Genomic DNA, 1,615 nt, shown 5'->3' with positions numbered 1-1,615 from the left:
ACCGACGCGCACCACGATGGCGGAGCCGGGACGCGCGCCCGCCTGAACGGGACCGGGGTTGGGCTGGCCGTGGGCGACGTCCGCGACCTGGACTTCGTGACGGGTCACCTCGACGGCGCCGATGCGGTCGTGCACCTGGCGGCCAAGGTTGGTCTGGGTGCGCGGTTTGATGACATTGACGACTACGTCTCGAGCAACGCCCTGGGGACAGCGGTGCTCCTTCGCGCCTGCGCCGCAACCGGTGTGCGGCGGTTCGTCCAGGCCAGCTCGATGGTGATCTACGGCGACGGGCAGTACTCCTGCCAAGCTCACGGCCTCGTCCGGGCTGGCCCGCGTACCCCCGCCGCGCTCGCTGCCGGCCAGTTCGAGCCCCCGTGCCCGCACTGCGGGGCCGCCTTGACCCCGATCGAGGTCGACGAGAACGTCGCCGCTGATCCAAGGAACACGTATGCCGCCACGAAGGTCATGCAGGAACAGCTGGCGACAGTGTGGGCGCGAGAAACCAACAGCAGTGTGGTGTCGCTTCGACTGCACAACGTGTACGGGCCGGGCCTACCGAGGGACACCCCGTACGCCGGGGTTGCGGCCATCTTCGCCTCAGCACTCGCCCGGGGCGAGGCCCCCAGGGTGTTCGAGGACGGCGGTCAGCGACGTGACTTCGTGCACGTCGATGACGTCGCCGGCGCTTTCGTTGCCGCGCTCACAGCCACTACCCGATCCGGGCTGCGGCCGCCAGCCGCAGTCGAAGGAAGTCATGCCGCGTACAACGTCGGTTCTGGGGTGGTGACCACCGCCCTGGGGATGGCCGCGGCTCTGGCAGCGGCTGCCGGTGGCCCCCCACCAGTGCTCACCGGGGAGTACCGGCTGGGCGATGTGCGACACATCGTCGCGTCCAGCGTTCGGATCTCAAACGCCTTGGGCTGGTCGGCTCGCGTCCCACTCGAGGACGGCGTGCGGGACCTCAGCGGGTTGGCAGTTCCGCCGGAGCAATAGCGTCCTGCTGCCCTGCCCGCCTTGGCGCCGGCCCGGCCTGTCGTGTCTGACCGGGAAGTTCGAGCTCGAAACGACAACCGCCCGGAACGTTGTGCACGGACAGTGATCCGCGATGCGCTTCGGCGACTCCTTTGGCGATCGCCAGCCCGAGACCGGCTCCGGCGTCGTCGCCGCGCTCCGGCTCGCCGCGCCAGCCGACGTCGAAGACCCGGTCGAGGTCACCGGTCTCGATCCCGCCGCAGCTGTCGGTCACCGAGACGCACGCTCGTCCGTCGGGAGCGCGCCACGCGCTCACCAACACCCGGCCGCCTCCTGGGGTATGCCGCACCGCGTTGCCGACCAGGTTGGTCAGGGCCCGGGTCAGCTCGTCACCGCTGCCCAGCACCGCGAGGCGTTCAGGGTCCGGTGGCAGGTCGAGGTCGAGGTCGACCATCAGCCGTCGAGCATGTTCATCGAGCTCGCTGACCACGTCGTGGGCCGTCTCGACGAGGCTCACCATCCGTGATGCCACCGGTGGATGACCAGCGCCAGCGTGCAATCTACTGAGCTCGAACAGGTCGCCGACGAGACCGTTCATCCGGTCCACGGTCTGACGGATCTGCCGCAACGCCGAGGGCTGGTC

2 protein-coding genes are annotated in these 1,615 nt (G+C 69.5%); one reads left to right on the top strand and one right to left on the bottom strand.

Translation table 11 applies throughout. The features are described from left to right. The coding region (locus tag VIG79_RS16530) for an NAD-dependent epimerase/dehydratase family protein (protein ID WP_331887603.1) at positions 1-993 on the top strand (993 nt) is incomplete at its 5' end. On the opposite strand, the gene VIG79_RS16525 is transcribed toward VIG79_RS16530, so the two are convergent. Then, on the bottom strand, positions 962-1,615 hold a 654-nt coding region (locus VIG79_RS16525), incomplete at its 5' end, for a HAMP domain-containing sensor histidine kinase (RefSeq protein ID WP_331887601.1). The two genes, VIG79_RS16530 and VIG79_RS16525, sit on opposite strands and share 32 nt — an antisense overlap.

The sequence above is a fragment of the Lapillicoccus sp. genome (assembly GCF_036559105.1).
Lineage (GTDB): Bacteria > Actinomycetota > Actinomycetes > Actinomycetales > Dermatophilaceae > Lapillicoccus.
The sequence above is the reverse complement of the archived record's forward strand: the minus strand, read 5'-3'. Positions and strand labels throughout refer to the sequence as shown.